Consider the following 23,393-nt stretch of genomic DNA (forward strand, 5'->3'; position numbering starts at 1 on the left):
GCCGCCGACAGCGGCTTAACCCTTTCCATGACCCAATTCCCCACCCGCTTCGACGTCGTCGTCATCGGCGGCGGACATGCCGGCTGCGAAGCTGCCGCGGCTTCCGCGCGCGCCGGCGCCGCGACCGCGCTCGTGACCCATCGCTTTTCCACGATCGGCGCGATGAGCTGCAATCCCGCCATCGGCGGGATCGGCAAGGGCCATCTCGTGCGCGAGATCGATGCGCTGGGCGGATTGATGGGCGAGGTCGCGGATGCCGCCGGCATCCAGTTTCGGGTTCTGAACCGCAGCAAGGGCCCGGCCGTGCGCGGGCCTCGAACCCAGGCCGACCGCAAGCTCTACGCCGCCGCGATGCAGACCGCGATCCGCGCTCAGGCGGGGTTGCAGGTGATCGAAGGCGACGTGTTCGATCTGGAGATCGATGGCGGCGGGGCCGTGTCCGGCGTCGTCTTCTCGGACGGACGGCGCATCGGTTGCGGCGCGGTCGTCCTGACCAGCGGCACCTTCCTCTCCGGCCTCATCCATATCGGCACGACGAAGATCCCCGCCGGGCGCATGGGCGAGGACCCGTCTGTCGGTCTCTCCGGCACGCTTCGCCGGCTCGGCCTGCGCCTCGGACGCCTGAAGACCGGCACGCCGGCGCGGCTGGACGGTCGGACGATCGACTGGTCGGGCCTCGACCGGCAGGCGGCCGATGCGGAGCCCGTTCCTTTCTCCTATCTGACCGAGCGGATCACCAATCCCCAGATCGAATGCGGCATCACGCGCACAGTGCCGGAGACGCATCGCATCATCCGCGACAATCTCGGCCGGTCGGCGCTCTATTCCGGCGAGATCGAAGGTGTCGGGCCGCGCTATTGTCCCTCGATCGAAGATAAGATCGTCAAGTTCGGCGAGCGCGACGGGCACCAGATCTTCCTGGAACCGGAAGGTCTGGACGATCCGACGATCTATCCGAACGGCCTGTCCACCTCCCTCCCCGAGGATGTGCAGACCCTCTTCCTGCGCTCGATCCCCGGTCTTGAGCATGTCGAGATCCTGAAGCCCGGCTATGCGATCGAATACGACCATGTCGATCCCCGCGAGCTTCATTCGACGCTGGAGACTCGGCTCGCGCGCGGGCTGTTCCTGGCCGGCCAGATCAACGGCACGACGGGCTACGAAGAAGCTGCCGCGCAGGGGCTCTGGGCGGGCATGAATGCGGCGCGGAGATCGGGTGGATTCGAAACCGTAACGATCGGACGCGGCGACGCCTATATCGGCGTGATGCTCGACGATCTGACGCGGACCGGCGTGACCGAGCCCTATCGCATGTTCACCTCGCGCGCCGAGTTTCGCCTGACGCTTCGGGCCGACAATGCCGACCGCCGCCTGACGCCCATCGGCCTCGACCTCGGTCTGATCGACGAGCGGCGCCGCAGGGTGTTCGAAGCGTCGGAGCAGGCGATGGCATTGGCCCGCACGTTGCTGGAAACCTCCAGCGTGACCTCGACGGAGGCCAGCCGCGCCGGGCTTTCCGTCAACCAGGACGGGCGTCCGCGCACGGCGTGGCAGCTGCTCTCGCAGCCGGATATCTCGCTGGATCGGCTCTCGGCGGTCTGGCCCGAGATCGCCTCCATTCCGGCCTCGATTCGGGAACGGATCGAAATCGAAGCGGGCTACGACGTCTATCTCGAACGCCAGAACCGCGATCTCGCACGGTTGCGGCGGAGCGAGAACCTCGCCATTCCCACAAGCTTCGACTTCAGTGTCCTGAAGGGGCTCTCGAACGAGCTTCGGCAGAAGCTCTTGGAGCGGCGACCTTCGACGCTGGCGGAAGCCGAGCGCATCGATGGGATGACGCCCTCGGCGCTCGCTTTGATCCTCGTCTCGTTGCGCAAGGTGGAAACCCAGAATGCCGCTTGAGACCGATGGTGGACGAGCGGCCGTCCAGGGACGATCCGATGTTTCACGTGAAACGCTGGAGCGGCTCGATCGCTATGTGGACCTTCTGACGAACTGGCAGGCGAAGACGAATCTTGTCGCGCCGTCCACCCTCCCCTTCATCTGGACACGCCATATCGCCGACTCGCTTCAATTCGCGTCGTTGGCGCCGAAGGCCCAGCGCTGGGTGGATATCGGTTCGGGCGGCGGCTTTCCGGGTCTCGTGACCGCGATCCTTCTGAAGAACCGGGACAGTGCGGAGGTGCATCTCGTCGAGAGCACGGAGAAGAAAGCGGCCTTTCTGCGCCTCGTTATCCGCGAACTCGGCCTGCCCGCAAAGGTGCACGCGATGCGGATCGAGTCGGCCGGTGCCGTTCTCGGCCGAGCGGAGGCCGTCAGCGCGCGGGCTCTGGCGAGCCTCGACACGCTGTTCGGCATGGTCGCCGGCCGTGTCGGGCAGGATATCCCCTGCTACTTTGCCAAAGGCAGAGGTCACGACGAGGAAATCGCGGAAGCGTCTGCCCATTGGGGATTCACCATGGTAAAGCATGGTTCAACGGTCGAGACTGACTCCGTGATCCTCGAAGTGCGGGACATCGCTCCCCTTCCGGCATCGTCTCGCCCCTGAACTGCTCGTTTCGGCGACAGAACGAGCCCGTCCTCGAGCCTTCTTGTGGAGGAGATCTTACGCGATGGATGCAGGACCGATGCGTCGCATGCGGGTGATCACCCTTGCCAACCAAAAGGGTGGCGTCGGCAAGACGACCACCGCGATCAATCTCGCGACGGCGCTCGCCGCCGTCGGCCGCAAGACGCTGCTGATCGACCTCGATCCCCAGGGCAATGCCTCCACGGGCCTCGGCATCGACCGCGACGACCGCGAAATCTCGTCCTACGACGTGCTGATGGAAAAGGCCTCGATCAGCGAAGGCGCCATGGCGACGGCGGTGCCGAACCTCTTCCTCATTCCCTCGACGCTCGATCTCCTCGGTCTCGAAGCGGAAATCTCGGGCGCGGCGGGACGCGCCTATCGGTTGCGCGACGCGCTGCACTTCCATTCGGTCGAGGACCCGCAGTTCGACTTCGTGCTGATCGACTGCCCGCCCTCGTTGAACCTTCTGACCGTCAACGCGATGGCGGCGGCCGACTCGATCCTCGTGCCGCTGCAATGCGAGTTCTTCGCGCTGGAAGGTCTAAGTCAGCTGCTCCAGACGGTGGAGCAGGTGCGCGACACGCTGAACCCGGCGCTCGACCTTCACGGCATCGTTCTCACCATGTTCGACGGGCGCAACAATCTGGCGAGCCAAGTGGTGCGTGACGTGCGCTCCTATATGGGCGACCATGTCTACGACACGATCATCCCGCGCAACGTGCGCGTGTCGGAAGCGCCGAGCTTCGGAAAGCCGGCGATCCTCTACGATATGAAATGCTCGGGCAGCCAAGCCTATATCCGCCTCGCTTCCGAGGTCATCCAGCGCGAACGCCGGCTGACCGAGGCCGCATGACGAAGAGGGATCTCCAGCCCATGAGCGACGACGCGCGCAACGACGACAAGTCCCGCCAGCGGCTCGGCCGCGGCCTCGCCTCGCTGATCGGCAGCGGCGGCATCGGCGGACCCGTGCGCGCCATGGGAGCCGGCGGTGGATTCGGCGCCGAAATGAACGCGGGTCAGAAGGTCGCGATCGCCCGCCTCTCGCCCAATCCGCGCAATCCCCGGCGCAACTTCGACGAGTCCGAACTCGGCGACCTGACGGCCTCGATCAAGACGCATGGCGTCGTGCAGCCGATCCTGGTGCGGCCGAAGCCGGGCGTCCCCGGCTCGTTCGAGATCGTCGCGGGCGAACGCCGCTTCCGCGCCGCGCAGAAGGCGGGGCTCTCCGAGATCCCGGTCGTCTCGCGCGACATCACGGACCGCGAATCGCTTGAGATCGCGATCATCGAAAACGTTCAGCGGGCGGACCTGAACGCGCTCGAAGAGGCCAAGGCCTACGAGATGCTGATTGAGGAGCACGGCTATACGCAGGCCGATCTCGCCGACGTGCTCGGCAAGAGCCGCAGCCATGTCGCGAACACGCTGCGCCTCCTGAAGCTGCCGGAAGCCGTTCGCGACATGCTCTCGCGCGGCGACATTTCCCCCGGCCATGCCCGTACCGCCGTTTCCGCCGATGATCCCGAAGGCTTCGCCCGCCGCATCGTGGAGGGCGGGCTCAGCGTGCGTCAGGCGGAGGAACTGGCGCGCGGGCCGGCCGCCACGACCGAGCCGACGCCGCGGCGCGTGCGCGGTGCCCGCGCGGCGCCTCCGACGAGTGCCCCCTCCCCGGCAAAGCCGAAAGATTCGGACACGCAGGCGCTGGAGCGGCTCCTCAGCGATGCGCTCGGCATGCGTGTGGAAATCCGCCTGCCCGGCGAGGGCGGCGATCTGCGCATCGACTACGGGACGCTGGAGCAGCTGGACGAGATCTGCCGCCTGCTTCAGGCCCGGCAGGCCGGGTCCGTCTCGGAGCCGAAGATCCGCAGTCTCTGATCCGGCGGAGCCTTCCGCTCCGCCGACCTTTGCTTCCGATCGAAAGAGGCCGGCACCTTGAACCAGGTGCCGGCCTTTTCTCGTTTCAGTGGCGGAAGTGGCGCATGCCGGTGAAGACCATGGCGAGGTCGTGGGCGTCGGCGGCGGCGATGACCTCGTCGTCGCGCATGGAGCCGCCGGGCTGGATGACGGCGGTAGCGCCCGCCTCGACGGCGGAGAGAAGACCGTCGGCGAAGGGGAAGAAGGCGTCGGAGGCGACGACCGAGCCGTGGGTCTTCGGCTTGAGATGGCCGGCGGCGCGCTGGCCGGTCGCCTGTTCGAGGCCGACCGATTCGACCAGAAGCGACAAGGCGGCGTCCTCGGCCTTGCGGGCGGCGATGCGGGCGGAATCGACGCGGCTCATCTGGCCGGCGCCGATGCCGACCGTCGCCAGATCCTTGGCATAGACGATGGCATTGGACTTCACATGCTTGGCGACGCGGAAGGCGAAGCGCAGATCCGCCATTTCGGCCGCGCTCGGGGCGCGCTTGGTGACGACGCGAAGGTCGAGGTCGTCGACGACGCCGTTGTCGCGAGACTGGACGAGAAGCCCGCCGGCCAGCGACTTCACCATCAGACCCACCGAGCGCGGGTCCGGCAAAGCGCCGGTGAGAAGAAGGCGGAGGTTCTTCTTGGCCGCGACGATCGCGATGGCCTCGGCATCGGCGTCGGGCGCGACGATGACCTCGGTGAAGATTTCGGTGATGGCGCGGGCGGCGTCCGCGTCGAGCGTGCGGTTGAGCGCGACGATGCCGCCGAAGGCGGAGACGGGATCGCAGGCGAGCGCGGCCTGATAAGCGTCGAGGAGATTGGCGCCCTCCGCGACGCCGCAGGGGTTGGCATGCTTGATGATGGCGACCGCCGCCGTGCGGGCCGCGTCGAACTCGGCGACCAGCTCGAAGGCGGCATCCGTGTCGTTGAGGTTGTTGTAGGAGAGCGCCTTGCCCTGGACCTGCCGCGCGGTGGCGACGCCGGGGCGCGGATCGCCGGTCGTGTAGAAGCTGGCGGACTGGTGCGGGTTCTCGCCGTAGCGCAGCGTCTCGGCGAGCCGGCCGCCGAAGCTTGCATGGCGCGCGGGGCCGTCGGAAACCTCGCCGCCGAGCCAGGATGCGATGGCGCCGTCGTAGGACGCCGTTCGGGCGAAGGCGCGGGCGGCGAGACGGCGGCGCAGCTCCAGGGTCGTCTCCCCTCCCCCGCTCTCGATGGCCGACAGAATCTCGGCATAGTCGGCCGGGTCGGTCGCGACCGTCAGATAGGCATGGTTCTTGGACGCGGCGCGGATCATGGCGGGGCCGCCGATATCGACATTCTCGATCGCGGAGGCGAAGTCGGCGCCGGAGCGGACGGTCTCCTCGAACGGATAGAGATTGACGACGAGAAGATCGATCGGCGCGATCTCGTGCGCTGCCATCGCCTCTGCATGGGCGGGATCGGCGCGCACGGCGAGAAGGCCGCCATGGACGCCGGGATGCAGCGTCTTCACGCGCCCGTCCATGATCTCGGGAAAGCCGGTCAGCTCGGAGACGTCGCGCACCGTGAGCCCGGCCTCGGCCAGGGCCTTGCGCGTGCCGCCCGTCGAGACGAGCTCGACGCCGAGGCCGGCGAGCGCGCGGGCGAAGTCGAGAAGACCGGTCTTGTCGGAGACGGAGAGAAGCGCGCGCGAAATGCGCACGCGGTCGGGCGCGGGGTGAAGGTTGGCGGCAACGGCCATGGCTCGGCTCCTGGAGCGATTGGGGTCGTCCGGGCCGGGATCGTTCGGCGCGGGCTCATGCCCGTCCCATAAAGGCCCCGGCGCCCGCGCACAACGCATGGCGGGGATCGGGCGCCTTTCGAATCAGGGCGCCCGGGCGGGCTCCGCCTTCTGTGTCGGCGCCGGCTTGCGAAAGGCCTCGCTCTTCTTCGCCAGATCGTCCGTCGTGTTGGGCAGGATGGCAACGGCCCTCGTCATGCCGCCGCATCCGGCGAGAGCGAGAAGCGCCGCCAAGGCGAGGAGCGTCGGTTTCATCGGCGGGTCTCCGGGTCGTGCGGGCCAGGGCTTCGCGCCCGACGCAGGACCCCTATCGAAGCCGTTCGAAGCGCCAGGCGATCTCGGTGCGCGCGGCGGGATCGAAGGGAACGACGATCTGCAGCGTGCGCCGGGCGCCCATATTATCGGCGAAGAAGACGGACTCTTCTAGGGTCGGCTCGACATCGGCGGAAAAGCGCCAGGTCTGACCGCGCAGCTGAAGCTCGACGCCCCAGCCCGTGCGCTGGGCGACGACGGCGGGATGGAGATGGAAGCGGAGCGCCGCGGGCTCGGGATGGCGCAGGGGACCGCGCAGGCCGGGCATCGTCAGGCGGTCCGTGCCGTCGACGAGATCGCCGGCGCGCGACAGGAAGAGCTGGCGCTCGTGGACGAGGCCGAAGCGCTTGAGATAGCCGTCATGGGCGGCGGTGAAGCGCTGGCCCTCGTCCTCGTCTTCCCGCGCGAGCGCGACGCGCGTCGGCCCGGCGACGAGGGCGGCGCCGAGAAAGCGCTCGGCAAGCCCCGGCCGGGAGAAGCGCGAGGAGGACTGGTCGGCGACGGTGAGGGTGGAATGGGCCGCCGTCGTGCGGGCGAGGCGGCGCCATTCGCGGTCGGCCCGCGAGGGCGCGCCGCAATTCACCACGAGCCGGCCCGCCGCCGAGGAGAGCTCGAAGGAGAGCGTGCCCGCATGGGCCTCGCCGGAGAGCGCCGAGGGCGGGGGAAGGCCGGTATCGGCGAGGATCACCGTGCCGGCCGCCGCAAGGCGCTGGTAGCCGCCTTGGCGCGCCTGGCTGATCGGCTCGCCCAGCGTCTCGTCGTGGCGAAGGAGGGCGGCCAGAAGATGCGTCTCGGTGACGGCCGCGCCGTTGAAGAGCGCCAGCGCGCCGTCGGCATGGCGGAAGAAGCGCAGCGCCGGCAGCATGCGGTCGATGGCGGTGAAGAGGCCGCGCGGAACGGGCTGGGACTGCTCGACGAAGGTCTGGCGCAGCGGCAGGAGATCGGCGAGGAGATCGAGGATCGTGGCGGGATTGCGCGTCGTGATCGTGCCGTCCGCGAAGATCTGGCGGTCCAGCTCGTCGGAGAGGTTGCGCGCCGCGTTCTTCATGTGCTTGGCGGGCGTCGGCATGCAGAGCGAGCCGAAGGCCAGCGCGATGCGCGCGCGAAGGCGCGGCGGGCCGTCCGGCGCCTCGGCCGCGACGGAGCGCAGATAGCGCAGCTGATGCGCCAGGGAGCGCATGAAGCGGCGATAGAAGGGATAGTCGGCCTCGCCGAGGATCGTGCCGGCATGGCTGAGCCAGGCGATCACGCGGCGCGCGGTGATGTCGACGCTATGGGTGCGCGAGCCGAGCTGCGTGCCGGCGCAGCGAATCCAGTCGGAGACGAGGGCGCGGGCATTGGAGCGGGCCAGGGGATCGTCGGCCTCGGCGAGATGGCGCAGCCAGCCGAAGGCATGAAGCTCGGCCTCCCACTCGCGCGAGGGCGCTTTCAGAAGGAAGGGCGAGCGCCCCTGAGTCTCCAGCATCTCGCCGCCGAGATAGAAGAGCCCGGCATAGATGTCCGCGGCGACCTGCGGATCGCCCTTGCGCAGATCGGGCGGCGTGACGAGAAGGCGCTCGGGCGCGCCGCCGGAAAACCGCCAGCGATGGAGCGGGCCGATCGCCAGACGCCGGCGCGCGCGGCGCACGGCCTCCGAGATGACCAACCCCGCCAAGCGCGGTGTATCCGCCAACTCCCCCGCAACTCCCGGTCCCATGAGACACCCGCCGCTTGCCGAACATCGGCGCTGCGCCGATCCGTTCGTTTCCACGCCGTGAAGATCACGGCGCCGGGCACACTATCTCGCATCAAGGTAAACGCATCGCTAACCAGGGGAGCTTAGCAAAGCGCGACGCGATGCGCGGCGATGGAATCCATGGCCGGGTGACGACTGCGGAAGAGCGGCGGGAGAAGCCGTGCAGGGCGCCGCGTCCGCCAAGCTCCAGCTCGGCCGGTGGCCTCGATCTTCCGGGCGGGGAAGACCGAGGCACTATGGCGGCATCGGCCGACGCCGCGCGGGCCGGCCGAAGCGGGGGGCTGGCGCCCGTTAGCCCTTCCGGCGCAGGCGCGCGGCGAAGAAGCCGTCGAGGCCGGAGAGGCGGGGGTCCTCGTCCGGCAGCATGGCCGGCGTCGTGCGCAGGAAGCCGGAGGCGTCGATCGCCGCTTCGAGGCCGGGCATTTCCTCCGGGCGCACGGGCTCGACCGCAAAATCGGCGTTCTCGCGCAGGAAGGCCGGGATCAGCGCCTCGCCTTCGGCCGGATCGAGCGAGCAGTTGGAGAAGACGAGCAGGCCGCCGGGGGCGACGAGCCGTGCGGCTTCGCCGAGCAGGCGGGCCTGGACGCCCGCGAGCTTCTCCACCTCGGCGCCGTCCTTGGTATAGGCGACGTCGGGATGGCGGCGGATCGTGCCGGTGGAGGAGCAGGGCGCATCGACGAGGACCGCGTCGAAGGCGCCGCCCTCCGGCTGGAAGGCCGCCAGATCCGTCACGTGGGTTTCGGCCTCGAAGCCGAGCCGTCCGAGATTCTCCCGCAGGCGCTTCATTCGGTTGGCGTTGATGTCGAGCGCGGTGACGCGGGCGCCGGCATTGAGAAGCTGCGCCGTCTTGCCGCCGGGTGCCGCGCAGGCGTCGAGCACGCGCTTGCCGCCGAGATCGCCCATCAGCCGCGCGGGCAGGGCGGCGGCGGCGTCCTGCACCCACCATTGGCCGTCCGCAAAGCCGGGAAGGGCGGTGATCGGTCCGTCGATCTCCGCCAGACGCACCGTTCCCGTGGGAAGGGCCTTGCCCTTCAGCCGCTCGGCCCAGCCGGCGGGATCGGATTTCACCGTGATGTCGAGCGGGGCGGGGGTGAGGTGCGCGCGCGCGATCGCATCGGCGCCCTCGGCGCCATAGGCCGAAACGAGGCGGGTGCGCAGCCAGTCCGGCACGGCAGCCAGGGCGTCGCCGCGCAGGACCTCGTCCTTCTCGCGCGCCAGACGGCGCAGGACGGCATTGACCATGCCGGAGAAGCGCTGGGTGCGCGAATCCACGGTGGCCGAGGCGACCGCGAGATCGACGGCGGCGGAATCGGGCACGTCGAGATGGAGGATCTGCGTCGCGCCGACATGGAGGATGTGGCGCAGCGACAGCGCGTTCGGCGGCAGGGGCCTGTCCAGCCGCTCCGAGATCGCGGTCTCGAGGCTTCCTCGAAAGCGCAGCGCGGAGAGAATGATGGCGCGCACGAGGCCCTGGTCGCGGGGCTCGAGCGCGCGAAGGCCGGGATGGCCGGTGCGCGCGTCGAGAAGCCCGTCGGCCGAGGTCTTGGCATCGACGATGGCCGAGAGAAGCTTGGCGGCGACGAGGCGGGCGCCGAGGCCCGGCCGGTCGCCGGCGCTATAGCCGTCCGGCATGATCGTGCCGTCGGGCTTCAGCGTCACGGGCTTGGCGGGCAGGGGGCGCTTGCGCGGGGCGGAGCGCGTGCTGTCGAAGTTTCCGCCGCGGGGCTTGGTCTTGCCGTAGGGGGGCTTTCCGGGGCCGGTCCCGTCGGCGCTCAACCCCAGGGTCCTTTGCGCCCGCCGGGACGGCGGTCGGCGCCGCTCGACCAGGGGCCGGGGGCGGAACCTGCGGCGGGCGCGCGGGGCGAGCCCTGCGTCACGCGCGCGGCGGAGATGGGGGCGATGTCGGTCATGGCGCGAAGGGCCTCGATGCGGTTGCCGGTGTCGGGATGGGTCGAGAAGAGACCGTCCATCCGCTGGCCGTTCAGGGGATTGATGATGAACATATGGGCCGTCGCGGGATTGCGCTCGGCGGAGACGTTGACGGTGCGGCCGGCGGCGGTCGCGATCTTGGCCAGCGCCGAGGCGAGCCATAGGGGCTGGCCGCAGATCTCCGCCCCGCGACGATCGGCCGAGTATTCGCGGGTTCGCGAAATCGCCATCTGCACCAGCATGGCCGCGAAGGGCGCGACGACGATGCCGACGAGAACGCCGATCGCGCCGAGCGGATTGCCGTTCTGGCGGTTGCCGCCGAAGAAGAAGGCGAAGTTGCCGAGCATGGAGATGGCGCCGGCAAGCGTCGCGGTGATCGTCATGATCAGCGTGTCGCGGTTCTGGATATGGGCGAGCTCATGGGCCATGACGCCCGCGACCTCTTCCCGGGAGAGGCGCTGGAGCAGGCCGGTGGTCGCCGCGACCGCCGCGTTTTCGGGATTTCGGCCGGTCGCGAAGGCGTTCGGCTGGTCCTGGTGGATGAGGTAGACGCGCGGCATGGGAAGGCCGGCATTGCGGGCGAGGCCCTCGACGATGGCGTAGTAGTCGGGCGCCGTCCGGGCATCGACCTCTTCGGCATCGTGCATGCGCAGCACCATCTTGTCGGCGTTCCAATAGGCGAGAAGGTTCGTCGCCACCGCCACGACGAAGGCGATGCCCATGCCGCGCCCGCCGCCGACGAGAAGGCCGACGCCCATGAAGAGCGCGGTCATGAAGCCGATGAGCATCGCGGTCTTCAGCCTGTTCATGGAGCCTGTCCTGCCTTCTCGCTGGCGTTGAATGGGTCGGCCGATATTTGGGGGCGCCGGGCGGCCCCTTCAATCGCGCGAGGCCCGGCGGCTTTTCCCGGGAGCGCGCCGCGACTACATCGAAATTCGTGATGACAGACGCCGCGCCGCGCGTCTTCGAAAAAAAGAGGAAATCGTCATGTCGAAAGACCCGGAGAGACCGCCCGAGACGGCAGCCGACGACCGCCCGGCCCGCCCGCTGTCGGACCCCGCCCGGCGGGCGCTGGCGGAAGCCGAGGCCCGGCGCGCGGCGGCGGCCGAACCCGCGCGCCCCACCGAGAAGGGCGGTCGCAACGGCCCGGAGCCCGTGCGCTACGGCGACTGGGAGAAGAACGGGATCATCTCGGACTTCTAGAACCTGCGCCTTACGGTTGCGATGCAGGGAGCGAGCTGGAATTCGCGGGTCTGGACGGAGAAAGGGATCGGTTCTCAAGGATTGAGAAAGCTTGTCGTGAGAGGCTTGCGTTCGGGTGTTCTAGCGCCCACATATAGGACCAACATCCTATCCATCACGAAAGCCGACTCTTCATGCTTCGTTCGATTGCCCTTTTGGGTTGCGCCGTCTCGATGCTCCTGGCGTCGACGGGCGCGTGGGCGGACGAGGGCGGTCGCATCTCGGGGCCCGTTTCGGCCGAGGTCGTGAAGGTTCGCGACGGCGACACGCTTGAGGTGGAGGCGCATATCTGGCCGGGGCAGGTGGCCCGGGTCGCGGTGCGCCTGCGCGGCGTCGATGCGCCCGAGCTGAAGGCGAAATGCGACAGCGAGAAGACTGCGGCTCTGGTGGCGCGCGACCGGCTGACCGCACTGGTCGGCACGGACGGCGTGACGCTGTTCGACATTTCCGGCGACAAGTATTTCGGTCGCGTCCTGGCGAAGGTCGCCTCGGGCGAGGAGCCCGATCTCGCCAAGCTGCTTCTTCGCGAGGGTCTGGTCGCGCCCTATGACGGCGGCCGGCGCCGCGACTGGTGCGCCGGCGCGCCGAAGCTGTCGAGCTTCCTGCCGGACTGGCCCGGCTGACGCTTACGGCGTCTGTCGCGGCAGGGGAGCGGCGTCGAAGCTGATCGTGTCGAAGTGCAGCATGACGTCCTTCCAGTTCTCGTAAAGCTCCGGCGGCAGCTTGTAGGGCGCGCATTGCGCCACCGCCTTGGCGGCGCTCTCTGCAAAGCGCAGGCCGATCGGGCCGGCCGGCTTGTCGATGATCAGAGGCTCGTGTTCCAGCACGCCATCCATCAATAGCGCGACGCGGATGCGCGCAAGCCCGCCCTCGGCCTCCGTGCCCTTCACGACCGGCGGCTTCCAGCAGCGCGCGACCTGCTCCTGCAGCATGCCCTGAACGGTCGGCGCCGGCAGCGGCGCGGTCTCCTCCTGCGCCGAAACGCAGCCCGACGAGGCGATGCAGGCGGACGCCGCGAGAAGGAAGCGGAAACGGCGGGGCATGGTCGGCCTACTCGTGACGATGGCAATGCGCGGGGATCGGGCGCGTCTCACGTGAAACATGGGATGCGCGGGCGGTTCGAAAAGGGCTGCGGACCGGGGCGGTGCGTAGAGGCTTTAAGCGCTTCGCGTGGTCCGGAGCTTGCGGCGGGTGACGACGAGGCATGAGGCAGGTCGCCGGTCTGCCGATGCGGCCTTACCCAGCATTTGCAAAGAAAGCACGACGGCGACGAGCCTGATCTCCCTCCTTGCGGGGGAGATGTCCGGTAGGACAGAGGGGGGTGTCGTCGAGCGTGGCGCTTTACGAGATTTCCAACGGCCGGCGCGAGGCACTCCCCTCTGCCTTGCCAGGCATCTCCCCCGCAAGGAGGGAGATCACTCTCTCTATCGTCACTGCCCATTCCGATCCGCGTTCGATCGTCCGAGAAGACATGCGATTTTCCGGCGGATGCCCTATCTGTTCGCTCGACTGTTGGGGAGCATGGCATGGATCGCAAGGCGTCGGTGCGGGCGGAGCAGATGCGGCGGCTTCTCGGCCATGCGCGCGAGCGGCTCGGCCTCGGTATCGGGTTCCACCTCTGGGACGGGTCCACCGTGCCCGGCGATCTGGCGCCCGACGCGCTCGCGATCCGGCTGGCCGACGAGAACCTCGTCTCGGCGCTCATCCGCAATCCGCGGCTGGAGACGCTCGCCAATCTCTGGGTCGCCAAGCGCATCGACATCGTCAACGGCACGATGTTCGACCTCGTGAAGCAGCGGCCGAGCGTCAAGACGCGCGCCTTCCGCAAGAGCCTCGACAAGGGTTTGGCGCTGAAGACCGCGCTGATGTTCCTGACGCTGCCGCGCGGCGGGCCCTGGCCGCTGGAGGCGCAGCCGAGCGAGAAGCCCGGCAGCGGCGACACCGCCGAGAACAAGGAGAACATCGCCTATCACTACGATGTCTCCAACGCCTTCTACGCGCTCTTTCTCGACCGGGAGATGGTCTATACGTGCGGCTACGCGACCGATTGGGACGTGGCGGCGGCCGGCGATCTCGACCGGATGCAGGCGGACAAGCTGGAGATGATCTGCCGCAAGCTTCGGCTGAAGCCCGGCGACCACATGCTCGACATCGGCTGCGGCTGGGGCGCGCTCGTCTGCCATGCCGCTCTCCACCATGGCGTCACCGCCCATGGCGTGACGCTCTCGGAGGAGCAGGTGGCCTATGCGAAGGAGAAGGTGCGCCGCCTCGGTCTGGAGGATCGCGTCACGATCGAGCTTCGCGATTACACGACCGTGACCGGCCCCTACGACAAGATCTCCTCCATCGGCATGCAGGAGCATATCGGGCTCGACCAGCACGACACCTATTACCGGACGGTGAAGCGCGTCCTGAGGCCCGGCGGCATCTTCCTCAACCACGCCATCACCCGGCCGGCCAAGAAGAAGCGCTTTCGCCGGAAGAACAAGGAGTTCGCCCTCCTCACCAAATACATCTTCCCCGGCGGCGAACTCGACCATATCGGCGACACGCTGATGCGGCTCGAACAGAACGGCTTCGAGATCCACGACGTCGAAGGCTGGCGCGAACACTACCAGCGCACCTGCCGCCTCTGGCACGACCGGCTGCTGGCCAACTACGATGCGGCGGTGGCCGAAGTCGGCGAGCCGAAGACGCGACTCTGGCTGGCCTATCTCGGCGCCTGCTCCATCGCCTTCGAGCGCAACACGGTCGGCGTGTTCCAGACGGTGGCGACGCGGAAGCAGCGCGGGGCATCGGGCATGCCGCCGACGCGGGGGGATTTGTATCGCTCGGCCTGAAGCTCCGCTCGGCCGGGCGGGCGGGTCATCCGCCGGCTGCGACCAGTCTCTCGACCTTGATGTTTTTCTCGCCGGCACGGGCGACCGCGAGATCGTGCGACGCCTGCATTCGAAGCAGGGTCTCGGCTTCGAGCCCGAAAGCCTTCTCGAACCGGAGCGCCATGTCGGCAGACAGGCCCGATCTGGCGTTCAGAAGATGGCTCATGGCCTGACGGGTCACACCGAGCTTTTCGGCAGCCGACGTGACGCTTAACCCGAAGGGTTCGACCATCTCCGTCTTCAGCCATGCACCCGGATGAACCGCGAAACTTCCATGAAGTTTGATGGCCATCAGTGATAATCCTCCAGATCGAGGTCTTCGATCTCCAGTGCCTCGTTGATGCAAAAGGTCATGCGCCAGTTCTTCGTGAGCGTCAGCGACCAGATGCCGGCACGATCTCCCCCAAGCTGATGCGCGCCGAAATTGGGCGGAAGCTTCAGCTCTTCGGTCGTCACGATGGCGTTGAGATAGGCCAGCATGTTTCGAAGCCGGCCGACCAGATTGCCGGGTAGCCCTTTCGAACGCCCGGTCTGCGCAAAGTCCTGCAATGCCTTGTGCCTGATGCTCGCTATGTCCACGCTTCAAGCTAATTGTCCAGTCGTCAAGTGTCAATTGACGCTTTACAGTGCATGCCGCTTCGGTCTTCCGAGATGATTGGTCCTCAGCATCCAACGGCATCGTTCGAACGGGCGGCTCCTGGTGAAAAGACGACGACCAGAAAACAGAAAAGGCCGCTCCCTGTTTCCAAGGAGCGGCCCCGTGAAGTCCTGTCATGCCGGGGGTCGGGCGACCTTACCGGATCGACATATCCTTAGGCGAAGGAAGAAGGCTGCTTCGTCCCGACGCTGAGATACAAAGACCCAACCGGCATTTGGAAATCACTCGACATTGGATCACCTCCTTTTCCTTCGTTGAACACGAGAAGAGTATGGGGCGCGAAATGTGGCAGAGCAAGGGCGTGCGGAAAAAGAAGTCAGATTGACGCAAGCCGCGGGCGGGACAGGGGAGTTTTGCGCGGCAGGTCGTCGCTTCGGCGGCGGGTCGAGGGTCTGGTTCTTCTCCCCGCAGGGGAGAAGGTGGCGGCAGCCGGATGAGGGGCTCTGACGCACCGTTTGGAAAGGCGGGAGCGAAGGCCCCTCTTCGCCCTGCCGGGCACTTCTCCCCAGAGGGGAGAAGAACCTAGGTTTGACGGGTTTGGCGTGCCGCGCTTTCAGCCCCGCTTGTTCTGGCGGTTGGCGATGAGGTCGTCGACGACGCCGGGATCGGCGAGGGTGGACGTGTCGCCCAGCGCGCCGAAATCGTCTTCGGCGATCTTGCGCAGGATGCGGCGCATGATCTTGCCGGAGCGGGTCTTGGGCAGGCCCGGGGAGAACTGGATCTTGTCGGGCGAGGCGATCGGGCCGATCTCGTTGCGCACGTGGGCGACGAGCTCCTTCTTGAGCTCCTCGGACGGTTCGATGCCGGCCATGAGCGTCACGTAGCAGTAGATGCCCTGGCCCTTCACGTCGTGGGGATAGCCGACGACCGCGGCTTCCGAGACCTTCGGATGGGCGACGAGCGAGGATTCGACCTCGGCCGTGCCCATGCGGTGGCCGGAGACGTTGATGACGTCGTCGACGCGGCCGGTGATCCACCAGTAGCCGTCCTCGTCGCGGCGGGCGCCGTCGCCGGTGAAGTATTTGCCGGGATAGGTCGAGAAATAGGTCTGCTCGAAGCGCTCGTGGTCGCCGTAGACCGTGCGCATCTGGCCGGGCCAGCTCTGGGTAATGCAGAGATTGCCCTCGGCGGCGCCTTCCAGAACCTGCCCCTCGTTGTCGACGAGCTGCGGCACCACGCCGAAGAAGGGGCGCGTGGCGGAGCCGGGCTTCAGCGGCGTCGCGCCCGGCAGCGGCGTGATGAGGATGCCGCCGGTCTCGGTCTGCCACCATGTGTCGACGACCGGGCAGCGCTCGTCGCCGACGACGCGGTAGTACCAGTTCCAGGCCTCCGGGTTGATCGGCTCGCCGACGGAGCCGAGGATGCGAAGCGAAGCCCGGGAGGTGGACTTCACGGGGCCTTCGCCCTGGCTCATCAGGGCGCGGATGGCGGTCGGCGCGGTGTAGAAGATGTTGACCTTGTGCTTGTCGATGACCTGCCAGAAACGGGAGGCGTCGGGATAGTTCGGCACGCCTTCGAACATCAGCGTCGTCGCGCCGTTGGCGAGCGGGCCGTAGACGATGTAGCTATGGCCCGTGACCCAGCCGACATCGGCCGTGCACCAGTAGATCTCGCCCTCGCGATAGTCGAAGACGTATTGATGCGTCATCGCGGCATAGACGAGATAGCCGCCGGACGTGTGGAGCACGCCCTTCGGCTTGCCGGTCGAGCCCGACGTGTAGAGGATGAAGAGCGGGTCCTCCGCGCCCATGGCTTCGGGCTCACAGGATGCGGAGACCGTCTCGCGGGCCTCATGCCACCAGACGTCGCGCGAGGGGTCGAAGGCGACCTTGCCGCCGGTGCGCTTCACGACGAGGACGGTCTCGACGGTCTGGCCGGCCTTGGCGGCGATCTCGACGGCGCGGTCGGCATTGGCCTTCAGCGGCACGGTCTTGCCGCCGCGCTTGCCTTCGTCCGAGGTGATGAGGACGCTGGAGGTCGCGCCCTCGATGCGGCCGGCCAGCGCATCCGGCGAGAAGCCGCCGAAGACGACGGAATGGACCGCGCCAATGCGCGCGCAGGCGAGCATGGCGAAGGCGGCTTCCGGGATCATCGGCATGTAGATCGTCACGCGGTCGCCGCGCTTGACGCCCCGACCTTTGAGGACGTTCGCCATGCGGCAGACCTCCTCATGGGCTTGCCGGTAGGTGATGGCCTTGGAGTCGGCGGGATCGTCGCCCTCGAAGAGGATCGCGGTCTGGTCGCCGCGGGAGGCGAGATGCCGGTCGAGGCAATTGGCGGAGACGTTGAGCCGGCCGTCCTCGAACCATTTGATGGAGACGGCGCCGGGCGCGAAGGAGGCGTTCTTCACCGTCTTGAAGGGCTCGATCCAGGTGATGCGCTGTGCGGCCTCGGCCCAGAAGCCGTCGGGGTCCTCGACCGAGCGGCGGTAGGCGGCCTCGTAGCCCGCCTCGTCGATGGCGGCGCCCGCCTTCCACTCGTCCTTCACCGCGATCGTCGCCATGGTCGTTCTCCCCGTTCGATCCGAAAGGGCGGCTCCTCTTCTGCGGAAGCCTTCCGGCCGCGCGACGCGGCCGGTCCCGTTGATCCGCGCAACTTAGTCAGGCGCGACCGGGGGGTCCAGCGGCGCGGCCTTAGACTTTGGGTTCTGTCGCGCGAGTGTCGGAGGACCCGTTCGGGTCGTGCTCAGTCGTCCATCGGCTCGTCGCCGCCGCCGAGCACGTCCTCGATGTAGAGCTCGTTCACGAGGACCTTCAGAACCGCCAGGAAGGGCACGGCGAGGATGAAGCCGAGAAGGCCGAAGAGGAGGCCGAACAGGATCTGGAAGCCGAGCGTCAGAGCCGGGGGAAGGGCGGTCATGTAGCGCTGGGCGATGGGCGTCGTGACGTTGCTCTCGATGCCCTGGATGAGGATGTAGACGCCGAGCGCCCAGAGAGCCATCTCCGGCGACACCGCGAGGGCGGAGAGGACGATGATGATGCCGGCGACGAAGGCGCCGAGCGTCGGGATGAAGGCGAGAAGGCCGGCCTGAAGCGCCAGGAGGAAGGCGTTCGGCATGCCGATCAGCCAGAGGCCGAGCCAGGACACGACGAAGATCGTCGCCATGGAGATCGCGTCGCCCGCGACCCAGAGGATCAGCGAACGGGCGGACTTGTCGAGCACCTCGCCGATGCGGGCGCGTTTGTGGCGGGGGACGAGGCTGGTGACGCCCGCGCGATAGAGGCGCGGCTGCCAGGAGATGAAGATCGCCAGGAACACGACGACGAAGAAATTGCCGAAGCCGCCGAGGAAGGAGAAGATCGCCTTCTGGGCGGAGGCGACGAGGCCGGATGAGTTCGGCAAAAGGTCCTGCAGGGTGCTCGCGATCGGCTTGCCCTCCTCGCCGCCGACGGGCAGGCCCATCTCGCCGAGCATCGTCCACAGCCGGTCCGCCTGGTTCAGCGCGCCGTTCAGGAGATCGTTGAACTGCTGGACGAGCGCCACGCCGCCCCAGGCGATCGGCGCGATGATCGCGGCCAGCGCCAGAAGATAGACCGTGATCATCGCGAGCCAGCGGGGCAGGCCAATCCGCTGCAGGAGATGGCCGAGCCCGCAGAAGATCGCGGCGAGGAGCAGCGCGGCGAAGACGAGGAGAAAGGCCGTCGAGGCGGCATAGAGGACGAGGACGAGCAGCACCGAGCCGAGCGCGATGGCCGTGACCGTCAACGTATCGGTGGCGAGCCGTCGCTTGTCCGCGACGACGGTGACCTTGGACATCGGCGATCCCCCGGCTGGTGCGCCGGCCCGCGGCGTCACGGGCTCATGACACGCCGCCCGTTCGGACGAGGGCGGCGGCACGGGAATGCGGGGGCCGGCCTGCCGTTCCATGACGGTTCGATGGAAGGTGGCGGGAGAGGCGTTGGCGGCTCAAAGGCGGGGGTCAGGGCATGCCCGATCAGGATAGGTTTCTTCTCCCCCACGGGGAGAAGGTCGCGGCAGCGGGAAGAGGGGGCCCTGGCGCGACGATCGGACGGGTGGGCGCAAAGACCCCTCATTGCCCTGCCGGGCACTTCTCCCCGGAGGGGCGAAGAAAGCCGTTCTGAGGTGTCGCGACCCGTTTCAGCCTTGCGGCGGGCGAGCGCCGAAGATGGCGGAGCCGACGCGAACGCTGGTGGCGCCGAAGGCGATGGCGGTTTCGTAGTCGCCGGACATGCCCATGGAGAGCTTTGGTAAGCCGGCTTCTCGTGCCAGTTTTTCCAGAAGCGCGAAGTGGGGGCCGGGATTCTCCTCGGCGGGCGGGATGCACATCAGGCCGACCACGTCGAGCCCGTGAACGCTGCGGCAGCGCTCCACGAAGGCCACGGCCTCGCGCGGCGCGATGCCGGCCTTCTGCGGCTCCTCGCCGGTGTTGACCTGGACATAGGTCGCGAGCCGGCGGCCCTGCTTGGCCATTTCGGCGGCAAGCGCGGCGGCGATCTTCTCGCGGTCGATCGTCTCGATCACGTCGAAACAGGCGACCGCCTCCGCCGACTTGTTGGACTGGAGCGGGCCGATGAGATGGAGCTCGATGCCGGGATAGGCCTTGCGCAGTCCCGGCCACTTGCCCATGGCCTCCTGCACGCGGTTCTCGCCGAAGGTGCGATGGCCCTCGTCGAGCACGGGGCGGATGGCCTCGGCGTCGTAGGTCTTGGAGACCGCGACGAGCGTCACGGCGCCGGCGGGGCGGGAGGCCTCTCTTTCGGCGTCCGCGATGGCGGCGGCGACGGTGCGATACTGGTCGAGTGCGGTCATGGGAGGCTTTCTGGCAAGCGCTTTGAAACGCCGGTCGACATAGGCTATATTGCGGGAGTGGGTGCCGGCCGCGAGGCCGACACCCTTTGCTAAAGTGTAAATTGGACCCGGAACGTCACTCGCCAGTGTTTCCGGGTCCTCCTCACCTCAAGCGCGATACTGAGTGGCAAAAACCACATCGTATCACCTCCTTCTCGGGAGCGAGGCTGTCGCCTCAGCCGGGGGAGCCCGTCTCCCCCGGTCGCGCCGCTGGCCCGGCGCTGCTGCTTCCGCCCCCGAAATTCGATCCGATCCGCTTCTAGCCCACGATCCGCGCGCCGCCCAGCTGGACCGCGATCCGGTTGACGTGCGTCCGGCTCCCGTGTTGAACGACGGCAACCGGATGTAAGTCAATTTTGATTGACGCCTGACCCCAGCGAGACGCGCGCATCATGTCCACCACCAGCGAACGGCCGAGCGATCGGTCCATCGAACGCTATCACCCCCGCGAGGCCGAGCCGCGCTGGCGCGAGGCCTGGGAGGCGGCCAAGCTCTTCGAGACGCGGGACGACGCGGCCGGCGAGACCTATTACGTGCTCGAGATGTTTCCCTATCCGTCGGGCCGCATCCATATGGGCCATGTGCGCAACTACGCGATGGGCGACGTCGTCGCGCGCTACAAGCGCGCCAAGGGCTTCAACGTCCTGCATCCGATGGGCTGGGACGCCTTCGGCATGCCGGCCGAGAACGCCGCCATGCAGAACAAGGTCCATCCGCGCGACTGGACCTACCAGAACATCGCGACCATGCGCGGGCAGCTGAAGTCGATGGGCCTGTCGCTCGACTGGTCCCGCGAGTTCGCCACCTGCGACGTCGAATACTACCACCGCCAGCAGATGCTCTTTCTCGACTTCCTCGAAAAAGGCATCGCCTATCGCCGCAAGTCCAAGGTCAACTGGGACCCCGTCGACAACACCGTGCTCGCCAACGAGCAGGTGATCGACGGGCGCGGCTGGCGCTCGGGCGCGGAGGTCGAGCAGCGCGAGCTGACGCAATGGTTCTTCCGCATCACCGACTATGCCGAGGATTTGCTCGCCGCGTTGGACACGCTGCCGAACTGGCCGGACAAGGTCCGGCTGATGCAGAAGAACTGGATCGGGCGCTCGGAAGGCCTCGTGGTCCGCTTCGCGCTGGCCGACGCGCCTGCAGGGCAGGCCGAGCTGTCCGTCTTCACGACGCGGCCGGACACGCTCTTCGGCGCCTCGTTCCTGGCGGTCGCCGCCGACCATCCTCTGGCGAAGCTCGCCGCCGAGACGAACGCGGAACTGGCCGCCTTCATCGAGGAGGTGAAGCGCGGCGGAACCTCGGCCGAGGAGATCGAGACGGCGGAGAAGCGCGGTTTCGACACGGGGCTCCGCGCGGTGCACCCGTTCGATCCCGCCTGGACGCTGCCGGTCTACGTCGCGAATTTCGTGCTGATGGAATACGGCACGGGCGCCATCTTCGGCTGCCCGGCGCACGATCAGCGCGATCTCGATTTCGCCCGCAAATACGATCTGCCCGTCGTGCCCGTCGTCCTGCCCGAGGGCGCGGATGCCGAAACCTTCGAGGTGGGCGTCACGGCCTATGACGGCGAGGGCAAGCTCTTCCACTCGGCCTTCCTCGACGGGATGACGCCGGCGGAGGGCTTCGACACCGTTGCCAAGCGGCTCGAAGCCACGCTCCTCGACGGACGCCCGCAGGCCGAGCGACGGGTGAACTTCCGCCTGCGCGACTGGGGCGTCTCGCGCCAGCGCTATTGGGGCTGCCCGATCCCGGTTCTCCATTGCGAGGCCTGCGGCGTCGTGCCGGAGGCGAAAGCCAACCTGCCGGTGAAGCTGCCCGACGACATCGACTTCGACAAGCCGGGCAATCCGCTCGACCGCCATCCGACCTGGCGCCAGGCCACCTGCCCGCAATGCGGCGGGCCGGCTCTGCGCGAGACGGACACGATGGACACGTTCGTCGACAGTTCCTGGTATTTCGCGCGCTTCACCGCGCCGCGCGCCGAGGAGCCGACCAACCCGCAGATCGCCAATCGCTGGCTGCCGGTCGATCAGTATATCGGCGGCATCGAGCACGCGATCCTGCACCTTCTCTATTCCCGCTTCTTCGTGCGGGCGATGAAGGAATGCGGGCATCTCGATCTCGTCGAGCCCTTCAAGGGCCTCTTCACGCAAGGCATGGTCGTCCACGAGACCTATCGCTCGGGCCGCGACTGGGTGGCGCCGGCCGATATCCGCATCACCGACAAGGACGGCACGCGGACGGCGACGCGCCTTTCCGACGGCGCGCCCATCGAGATCGGCTCCATCGAGAAGATGTCGAAGTCGAAGAAGAACGTGGTCGATCCCGACGACATCATTGCCTCCTACGGCGCGGACACCGCGCGGTGGTTCATGCTGTCGGATTCGCCGCCCGAGCGCGACGTGATCTGGACGGAGGCGGGCGTCGAAGGCGCGCACCGCTTCGTGCAGCGGCTCTGGCGGCTCGTTTCCGAGACCGCGCCCCGGATCGCGACACTCAATGGCGCGGCGGCCTCGGCCGGGACCGAGACCGCCAAGGCCACGGCCGTGCGCCGGGCGGCGCATCGCACGGCGGCCGGCATCGGCGACGACATCGAGCGCCTTGCCTTCAACAAGGCGGTCGCGCGGCTCTACGAACTGGTCAACACGCTGTCCTCCGCCTTCGTCGAGCTCGATCTCGAGGGCGATGCGGGCCATGCGGACGCTGCGCGCGAGGCGCTGTCCTTCCTCGTCCGGCTGGTCGCGCCGATGATGCCGCATCTGGCGGAGGAATGCTGGTCGGCGCTGGGCCAGGAGGGCCTCTGCGCCGCCGCGCCCTGGCCGGCCGCCGACCCCGCGCTTCTCGTCGTCGACGAGATCGTGCTGCCCGTCCAAGTCAACGGCAAGAAACGCGGCGACTTGACGGTATCGACGAAGGCGTCCCAAGCTGACGTCGAGGCCGCCGTGATGGCGCTCGACGTCGTCGTCAGCGCGCTCGAAGGGCGCACGCCCAAGCGCATCGTCGTGGTTCCCGGAAGGATCGTGAATGTCGTGGTCTAAGAGCGCCGTTCGGGCCCTCGCGCTCGCCTCGCTGCTCGCGCTCTCCGCCGGCTGCACGGTGCAGCCGCTCTACAAGAGCGACGGCGCTGCAGCACGCGACCTGAAGTCGCCGACCCTGCCGGGTCTGGCCGCTGCGAAGGGACGGATTGGCATTTCCGCCGCCGACACGCGCACCGCGCAGATCGTGCGCAACCGGCTGATCTTCGCGCTGAACGGCGGACTGGAGCCGCGCTCGCCGCTGCTCTACGAGGTTCGCCAGACCGTGAGCGGCGGCGAGACCGTCGTCTCGATCCAGAGCGGCTCCGGCGTGCCCGCCGCCAGCCTCTATCGCGTCACCGTCGCCTATCAGGTCGTGCGCCTCTCCGATTCGGCCGTCATCGACAAGGGGTCGCGCTTCGCCTCGACGCCGTTCGACCGCACCAACCAGCTCTATGCCGCGTCGCGCGCGCTGCTCGACGCGCGCGAGACGGCCGGCAAGGAGGCCGCCGAGCGCGTGGCCCTTTCGGTCGCCACCGCGATCGCCAAGGATCTGCGGGGCGGGGTCTAACG

At 67.9% G+C, this 23,393-nt stretch carries 20 protein-coding genes; 9 read left to right on the top strand and 11 right to left on the bottom strand.

Translation table 11 applies throughout. The features are described from left to right. Nucleotides 1-27: 27 nt before the first annotated feature. From mnmG to ASG62_RS23735, 4 genes are all read left to right on the top strand, one after another. On the top strand, nucleotides 28-1,905 hold the full coding sequence (gene mnmG / locus ASG62_RS23720; RefSeq protein WP_056692593.1) for a tRNA uridine-5-carboxymethylaminomethyl(34) synthesis enzyme MnmG: 1,878 nt from the start codon (nucleotides 28-30) through the stop codon (nucleotides 1,903-1,905). Continuing rightward, nucleotides 1,895-2,551, top strand: coding sequence for a 16S rRNA (guanine(527)-N(7))-methyltransferase RsmG (rsmG, locus tag ASG62_RS23725; RefSeq protein WP_056692592.1), 657 nt, complete (start codon nucleotides 1,895-1,897; stop codon nucleotides 2,549-2,551). The genes mnmG and rsmG overlap by 11 nt, the downstream gene beginning before the upstream one ends. A gap of 79 nt (nucleotides 2,552-2,630) precedes the next feature. Continuing rightward, the gene (locus ASG62_RS23730; protein WP_056692590.1) at nucleotides 2,631-3,428 is read left to right on the top strand and encodes a ParA family protein; all 798 of its coding nucleotides are present in this window, start codon (nucleotides 2,631-2,633) and stop codon (nucleotides 3,426-3,428) included. Nucleotides 3,429-3,448: 20 nt separating this feature from the next. Further along, the gene (locus ASG62_RS23735; RefSeq protein ID WP_056693151.1) at nucleotides 3,449-4,447 is read left to right on the top strand and encodes a ParB/RepB/Spo0J family partition protein; all 999 of its coding nucleotides are present in this window, start codon (nucleotides 3,449-3,451) and stop codon (nucleotides 4,445-4,447) included. Between the two features lie 85 nt (nucleotides 4,448-4,532). On the opposite strand, the gene purH is transcribed toward ASG62_RS23735, so the two are convergent. The 5 genes from purH to htpX all read right to left on the bottom strand — a co-directional run bounded on the left by purH (nucleotide 4,533) and on the right by htpX (nucleotide 11,021). Further along, on the bottom strand, nucleotides 4,533-6,197 hold the full coding sequence (purH, locus tag ASG62_RS23740) for a bifunctional phosphoribosylaminoimidazolecarboxamide formyltransferase/IMP cyclohydrolase (protein ID WP_056692587.1): 1,665 nt from the start codon (nucleotides 6,195-6,197) through the stop codon (nucleotides 4,533-4,535). 123 nt (nucleotides 6,198-6,320) lie between these two features. Then, entirely contained in the window at nucleotides 6,321-6,491 is a 171-nt protein-coding gene (locus tag ASG62_RS26835; protein ID WP_156382335.1) for a hypothetical protein, read from the bottom strand. A 52-nt stretch (nucleotides 6,492-6,543) separates the two neighbouring features. Beyond that, a complete protein-coding gene (locus tag ASG62_RS23745; protein ID WP_244487523.1) occupies nucleotides 6,544-8,202 on the bottom strand; it encodes a heparinase II/III family protein in 1,659 nt (552 codons plus the stop codon). A 372-nt stretch (nucleotides 8,203-8,574) separates the two neighbouring features. After that, nucleotides 8,575-9,915, bottom strand: a complete 1,341-nt coding sequence (locus ASG62_RS23750; RefSeq protein WP_056693148.1) for an RsmB/NOP family class I SAM-dependent RNA methyltransferase — start codon at nucleotides 9,913-9,915, stop codon at nucleotides 8,575-8,577. 140 nt (nucleotides 9,916-10,055) lie between these two features. Further along, nucleotides 10,056-11,021 (bottom strand): zinc metalloprotease HtpX, encoded by a 966-nt coding sequence (htpX, locus tag ASG62_RS23755; RefSeq protein ID WP_056692581.1) that lies wholly within the window; start codon nucleotides 11,019-11,021, stop codon nucleotides 10,056-10,058. 178 nt (nucleotides 11,022-11,199) lie between these two features. Here htpX and ASG62_RS23760 point away from each other — a divergent pair, with 178 nt between their 5' ends. Both ASG62_RS23760 and ASG62_RS23765 read left to right on the top strand, forming a co-directional pair. Beyond that, nucleotides 11,200-11,415, top strand: a complete 216-nt coding sequence (locus ASG62_RS23760) for a DUF1674 domain-containing protein (RefSeq protein ID WP_056692576.1) — start codon at nucleotides 11,200-11,202, stop codon at nucleotides 11,413-11,415. A gap of 173 nt (nucleotides 11,416-11,588) precedes the next feature. Beyond that, nucleotides 11,589-12,077, top strand: coding sequence for a thermonuclease family protein (locus ASG62_RS23765; RefSeq protein WP_056692572.1), 489 nt, complete (start codon nucleotides 11,589-11,591; stop codon nucleotides 12,075-12,077). Nucleotides 12,078-12,080: 3 nt separating this feature from the next. Here ASG62_RS23765 and ASG62_RS23770 read toward each other — a convergent pair whose 3' ends face one another. Further along, nucleotides 12,081-12,497: a hypothetical protein gene (locus ASG62_RS23770; RefSeq protein WP_056692569.1), complete on the bottom strand. Its 417-nt coding sequence runs from the start codon at nucleotides 12,495-12,497 to the stop codon at nucleotides 12,081-12,083. A 483-nt stretch (nucleotides 12,498-12,980) separates the two neighbouring features. On the opposite strand from ASG62_RS23770, the gene ASG62_RS23775 reads away from it, so the two are divergent. Next, nucleotides 12,981-14,294 carry an SAM-dependent methyltransferase gene (locus ASG62_RS23775; RefSeq protein ID WP_056692566.1) on the top strand — a complete coding sequence of 438 codons (1,314 nt, stop codon included), beginning with the start codon at nucleotides 12,981-12,983 and terminating at the stop codon, nucleotides 14,292-14,294. 25 nt (nucleotides 14,295-14,319) lie between these two features. On the opposite strand, the gene ASG62_RS23780 is transcribed toward ASG62_RS23775, so the two are convergent. From ASG62_RS23780 to ASG62_RS23800, 5 genes are all read right to left on the bottom strand, one after another. Next, nucleotides 14,320-14,625, bottom strand: a complete 306-nt coding sequence (locus tag ASG62_RS23780; RefSeq protein WP_056692563.1) for a HigA family addiction module antitoxin — start codon at nucleotides 14,623-14,625, stop codon at nucleotides 14,320-14,322. Continuing rightward, nucleotides 14,625-14,912: a type II toxin-antitoxin system RelE/ParE family toxin gene (locus ASG62_RS23785; RefSeq protein WP_056692560.1), complete on the bottom strand. Its 288-nt coding sequence runs from the start codon at nucleotides 14,910-14,912 to the stop codon at nucleotides 14,625-14,627. Before ASG62_RS23785 ends, ASG62_RS23780 begins: the two co-directional genes overlap by 1 nt. 632 nt (nucleotides 14,913-15,544) lie before the next feature. Further along, nucleotides 15,545-17,494, bottom strand: a complete 1,950-nt coding sequence (acs, locus tag ASG62_RS23790; protein ID WP_056692557.1) for an acetate--CoA ligase — start codon at nucleotides 17,492-17,494, stop codon at nucleotides 15,545-15,547. A 182-nt stretch (nucleotides 17,495-17,676) separates the two neighbouring features. Then, nucleotides 17,677-18,747: an AI-2E family transporter gene (locus ASG62_RS23795; RefSeq protein WP_056692552.1), complete on the bottom strand. Its 1,071-nt coding sequence runs from the start codon at nucleotides 18,745-18,747 to the stop codon at nucleotides 17,677-17,679. 342 nt (nucleotides 18,748-19,089) lie between these two features. Continuing rightward, the gene (locus ASG62_RS23800; protein ID WP_056692550.1) at nucleotides 19,090-19,761 is read right to left on the bottom strand and encodes a YggS family pyridoxal phosphate-dependent enzyme; all 672 of its coding nucleotides are present in this window, start codon (nucleotides 19,759-19,761) and stop codon (nucleotides 19,090-19,092) included. A 431-nt stretch (nucleotides 19,762-20,192) separates the two neighbouring features. On the opposite strand from ASG62_RS23800, the gene leuS reads away from it, so the two are divergent. Both leuS and ASG62_RS23810 read left to right on the top strand, forming a co-directional pair. Next, complete coding sequence (leuS, locus tag ASG62_RS23805) at nucleotides 20,193-22,844, top strand: leucine--tRNA ligase (RefSeq protein WP_056692547.1); 2,652 nt, start codon at nucleotides 20,193-20,195, stop codon at nucleotides 22,842-22,844. Next, the gene (locus ASG62_RS23810; RefSeq protein ID WP_056692545.1) at nucleotides 22,831-23,391 is read left to right on the top strand and encodes a hypothetical protein; all 561 of its coding nucleotides are present in this window, start codon (nucleotides 22,831-22,833) and stop codon (nucleotides 23,389-23,391) included. The genes leuS and ASG62_RS23810 overlap by 14 nt, the downstream gene beginning before the upstream one ends. Nucleotides 23,392-23,393: the final 2 nt, after the last annotated feature.

Origin of the sequence: Aureimonas sp. Leaf427, from assembly GCF_001425485.1 — a bacterium.
Classification (GTDB): Bacteria; Pseudomonadota; Alphaproteobacteria; order Rhizobiales; family Rhizobiaceae; genus Plantimonas.